Source organism: Nostoc sp., assembly GCF_036917415.1.
GTDB lineage: Bacteria > Cyanobacteriota > Cyanobacteriia > Cyanobacteriales > Nostocaceae > Nostoc.
In genome coordinates, this window is sequence record NZ_JBALDJ010000133.1 from 1 (window position 1) to 4037 (window position 4037).

The following is a 4037-nucleotide window of genomic DNA, read 5'->3' on the forward strand; positions in this document are numbered from 1 at the left end:
GCAAGCTTTAGAACTGAGAAAACGCCTGCTGGGAGATGCACATCCTCATGTTGCCACCAGCCTGAATGACCTGGCAAATCTCTACTATTCTCAAGAACGCTACGACCAAGCCGAACCCCTGTATTTCAAAGCTTTAGAACTTTATAAACGCCTGCTGGGAGAAGCACATCCCGATCTTGCCATCGGCATGAACAACCTGGCAAATCTCTACAATTTTCAAGGACGCTACAACCAAGCCGAACCCCTGTATCTCCAAGCTTTAGAACTTTATAAACGCCTGCTGGGAGATGCACATCCCCATGTTGCCACCAGCCTGAACAACCTGGCAGGACTCTACGAATCTCAAGGACGCTACGACCAAGCCGAACCCCTGTTTCTGCAAGCTTTAGAACTGAGAAAACGCTTGCTTGGAGAAGCACATACCGATTTCGCCGACAGCCTGAACGACCTGGCAAATCTTTACTATTCTCAAGGACGCTACGACCAAGCCAAACCCCTGTTTCTGCAAGCTTTAGAACTTTATAAACACCTACTGGGAGAAGCACATCCTTATGTCGCCACCAACCTGAACAACCTGGCAAATCTCTACTATTCTCAAGGACGCTACGACCAAGCCGAACCCCTGTATCTGCAAGTTTTAGAACTTTATAAACACCTGCTGGGAGAAGCACATCCTTATGTCGCCACCAGCCTGAACAATCTGGCAAATCTCTACTATTCTCAAGGACGCTACGACCAAGCCGAACCCCTGTTTCTGCAAGCTTTAGAAATTCGTCAGCAGGTGTTTGGGGTAAATCATCCCAATACGGTTACTGTTCGGCAAAATCTAGAAAATCTTCAAGCTCAAAAAAGTTCTTGGTGGCAGAAACTTTTAGGGTTATTTAAGTGAAGCGAAAGTTGTAATCGCCAAAATATCTTCAGATTCTAAATCGTCATAATCTTTCAATATTTCTTCAGTACTCATACCAGAACTGAGCAGTTCCAAAATAAACTCAACTGGATAATGAAGTCCTCGAATACAGGGTTTACCGTGGCAGATTTCTGGATTATGAGTAATGCGTTGTAGAAGTGTGTCATTCATAAAGAAATATTCATAAATTATCACGATATTTTTGTTCTTATATTCTAATTCTAGATACCAAATAACGACAGCAGAAAAATAATTGTAGCTACAAATAAATACTTTTTACTTTTAATTTATTTTTGATTTAGGGTATTTACAAGTATAAAAATATACTTTAATATATAAATAAGAAAGGCGATCGCCCTCTGCCAAGAATCTGCGATCGCCTTTCTGTAAACCCCCATTCTGGGAGACAATTACAATGATGGCACAAGTACAAAAGTTTGTAAAAAATCACAACTTCGCCCAATCAGAATTACAACAGTACTTAGATGGCGAATTAAATACACCCATCCTGAATCAATCTTCTGAAAATCAATTACCGAAAAGAGAACCGATTAAACATCTATTAATCGGTTCTCCAAAAGCAGTTACTAGCACAATTCACTATCTGCAAGTGATTGGCTACGCCAGCATCGGCGATTGGAGTCCGCTATTACCAACCGCCAACCCAGGCGAGGTAATGAGTATTTTAATCCGTCAGATTTTAATGCAATAGGACATATCAAGATAGTGCGTTGTCGCAAGGGCGCAACGCACCCTACTAAAACTTCATCTGTTGTAGGGGTTTGGCAATGTGCTAAACCCAAAAAACATTGATTTTAATCAGAAAATAGTGCCTCTAAATCGCGGTAGCCACTCACCACCCGCACAACTTCAATCCCCTCTGCAATTGGGCGATAAAATATCAAATAATCATCAACTGGAAAACTATGCAACGTAGGTAAAAGCTTATCCCGTCTACGTCCCATACTGGGAAACTTTGCCAAAGTATCTAACTTTTGAGTAATGAGTGTGAGCAACTTGTCTGCAACATCTGGATTTCCAGCAAACAGGTAATCATTAATTTCTTGTAAGTCTTGAGTTGCTTGAGTTGATAGAAAATATAAACTTATTATTGTGCTTGAGTCTTTCTTAAAGCTTGGTTTTTTTGACGCAGTTGTTCAATTACTTCTCTACCGTCGAGTCGTTCTCCGCGATCGAGTTGCTCAACCCCGATCGCAATTTCCCTCTGCAGTTCCTCAAATCGACCCTTATAAATACGTTCCCCTTCCTCCAACAGCCTAATACCTGCAAGAATCACTTCTTCTGATGAGGTGTACTTACCGCTTACAACCTGACTTTGAATGAACTGCTCAAGCTCGGTAGTTAAGGAAATATTCATAAACTATTACCATATTTTTGTTCTCATAAGCTAATTCTGGATGCGAACTGACAAGAGTCCATTACGATCGCACTAAACTAGATGTTAAAACTTTGGGTGTATTGACTTATACGCAAATTACCCCACTTGTAGGGCGATCGCATCCATTCAACCCCCTTCAAAATGCACCATAACCACGTTAAGCTGAATTAGAGTGGCAATTTATTGCGCTTTTTAACATGCAAATCTCTGTTCTTGTCAAAATTTAATTTTTTCTGCTTGAGAAACCCGGAATGCTAGACCAAATTTTTAATTACCTCGACTTTCATTTCAGCGTTGAAGCCCCGATAGTTCTGCTGATCCTGGTGCTTTTAGAGGCGCTGTTATCTGCCGACAATGCGATCGCCCTGGCTGCGATCGCTAGGGGGCTGGAAGACGAAGAACTTGAGCGTAAAGGACTCAACTTTGGTTTAGTCGTTGCTTATGTGCTGCGAATCACCCTGATTCTCACTGCTACTTGGGTACAAAAATTCTGGCAATTTGAATTATTGGGCGCTGCTTATCTGCTTTGGTTGGTATTCCAACACTTTACCTCGGAAGAATCCAAGGACGATCGCCATCACGGGCCGCGCTTTAATTCGTTGTTGCAAGCCATACCCGTGATTGCATTTACAGATTTGGCATTTTCTTTGGATAGCGTGACAACTGCGATCGCAGTTTCTCAAGAAAAATGGCTAGTGCTAACGGGTGCAACAATTGGTATTATTACGCTGCGATTCATGGCGGGATTGTTTATCCGTTGGCTAGACGAATATGAAAACCTAGAAGACGCAGGCTATATAACTGTAGCGTTGGTAGGTTTGCGCTTATTGTTGAAAGTGGTGAACGATAGTTTAGTTCCACCAGAATGGATCATGATTGCTGCCATCTTCCTGATTTTAGGTTGGGGATTTTCCAAGCGTGTTGAGACTGAATTACCCCAGGTAGAACCGGAAAAGAGCGAAGTCTCGAAATAAAAAGAGCAGAGGGGCAGAGGGGCAGAGGGGCAGGGGGAAATAACTAATTCCTAGTCCCCAGTCCCCAGTACCCAGTCCCTACTGTCTTACTCGTGCAACCAAGGCGTTAAGTGTGGTTGCCAACTGACTAATTCTTCATCCTTAAACCATAGGGCTACTTCTTGTTGCGCGGTTTCTGGAGCATCAGAACCGTGAATTAAGTTGCGACCAATATTCAGTCCAAAATCGCCGCGAATCGTTCCCGGCTCTGCTGTTAAAGGGTTTGTCGCACCAATAATCTTTCTGGCAGATGCAATAACGCCATCTCCTTCCCATACCATCGCTACCACTGGGCTAGAAGTGATAAATTCCACTAGACCACCAAAAAAGGGACGTTCTCGGTGAACACCATAGTGTTGTTCAGCCAATTCCCGACTGACTTTCAGTAACTTTAAACCAACTAGGGTAAAACCTTTAGTTTCAAAGCGACGGATAATTTCCCCGACTAATCCCCGCTGGACTCCATCAGGCTTAATTGCTAAGAATGTGCGCTCCATTGCTATCTCCCAAAGCTTAATAAAGTTTTTATCTTGTCATTAGTCATTTGTCCTTTGTCCTTTGTCCTTTGTCAATAAACAATGACCAATCACCAATCACCAATACTTAGACTACGCTCAGTACAAGTGACCAATGACCAATGACCAATGACCAATGACCAATGACCAATGACCAATGACCAATGACCAATGACCAATGACCAATGACCAATGACCAA

7 protein-coding genes are annotated in these 4037 nt (G+C 42.6%); 3 read left to right on the forward strand and 4 right to left on the reverse strand.

What is annotated here, in order from left to right; all coding sequences use genetic code 11:
* Nucleotides 1-889: tetratricopeptide repeat protein (locus V7K41_RS32490; protein WP_334854615.1), on the forward strand; the 889-nt coding region annotated here is incomplete at its 5' end.
* Here the strand turns inward: V7K41_RS32490 and V7K41_RS32495 are convergent.
* Nucleotides 878-1081 carry a DUF433 domain-containing protein gene (locus tag V7K41_RS32495; RefSeq protein WP_334854616.1) on the reverse strand — a complete coding sequence of 68 codons (204 nt, stop codon included), beginning with the start codon at nt 1079-1081 and terminating at the stop codon, nt 878-880. The genes V7K41_RS32490 and V7K41_RS32495 overlap by 12 nt on opposite strands.
* A 244-nt stretch (nt 1082-1325) precedes the next feature.
* Here V7K41_RS32495 and V7K41_RS32500 point away from each other — a divergent pair, with 244 nt between their 5' ends.
* Nucleotides 1326-1622, forward strand: coding sequence for a hypothetical protein (locus V7K41_RS32500; RefSeq protein WP_334854617.1), 297 nt, complete (start codon nt 1326-1328; stop codon nt 1620-1622).
* A gap of 103 nt (nt 1623-1725) precedes the next feature.
* Here V7K41_RS32500 and V7K41_RS32505 read toward each other — a convergent pair whose 3' ends face one another.
* Both V7K41_RS32505 and V7K41_RS32510 read right to left on the reverse strand, forming a co-directional pair.
* The gene (locus V7K41_RS32505; RefSeq protein ID WP_334854620.1) at nt 1726-2022 is read right to left on the reverse strand and encodes a type II toxin-antitoxin system RelE/ParE family toxin; all 297 of its coding nucleotides are present in this window, start codon (nt 2020-2022) and stop codon (nt 1726-1728) included.
* Nucleotides 2019-2288 carry a type II toxin-antitoxin system ParD family antitoxin gene (locus tag V7K41_RS32510; protein WP_334854618.1) on the reverse strand — a complete coding sequence of 90 codons (270 nt, stop codon included), beginning with the start codon at nt 2286-2288 and terminating at the stop codon, nt 2019-2021. The genes V7K41_RS32505 and V7K41_RS32510 overlap by 4 nt, the downstream gene beginning before the upstream one ends.
* Nucleotides 2289-2560: 272 nt before the next feature.
* On the opposite strand from V7K41_RS32510, the gene V7K41_RS32515 reads away from it, so the two are divergent.
* Complete coding sequence (locus V7K41_RS32515; RefSeq protein ID WP_334854619.1) at nt 2561-3283, forward strand: TerC family protein; 723 nt, start codon at nt 2561-2563, stop codon at nt 3281-3283.
* An 86-nt stretch (nt 3284-3369) separates the two neighbouring features.
* Here the strand turns inward: V7K41_RS32515 and ndk are convergent, their stop codons facing one another.
* Nucleotides 3370-3819, reverse strand: a complete 450-nt coding sequence (gene ndk / locus V7K41_RS32520) for a nucleoside-diphosphate kinase (RefSeq protein ID WP_104910011.1) — start codon at nt 3817-3819, stop codon at nt 3370-3372.
* Between the last annotated feature and the right edge of the window lie 218 nt (nt 3820-4037).

What these genes read in the sequence shown, in the direction of transcription:
- V7K41_RS32510 (WP_334854618.1), bottom strand. Translation starts at nt 2,288, where the DNA reads ATGAATATTTCCTTAACTACCGAGCTTGAGCAGTTCATTCAAAGTCAG.
- V7K41_RS32500 (WP_334854617.1), top strand. Translation starts at nt 1,326, where the DNA reads ATGATGGCACAAGTACAAAAGTTTGTAAAAAATCACAACTTCGCCCAA.
- V7K41_RS32495 (WP_334854616.1), bottom strand. Translation starts at nt 1,081, where the DNA reads ATGAATGACACACTTCTACAACGCATTACTCATAATCCAGAAATCTGC.
- ndk (WP_104910011.1), bottom strand. Translation starts at nt 3,819, where the DNA reads ATGGAGCGCACATTCTTAGCAATTAAGCCTGATGGAGTCCAGCGGGGA.
- V7K41_RS32515 (WP_334854619.1), top strand. Translation starts at nt 2,561, where the DNA reads ATGCTAGACCAAATTTTTAATTACCTCGACTTTCATTTCAGCGTTGAA.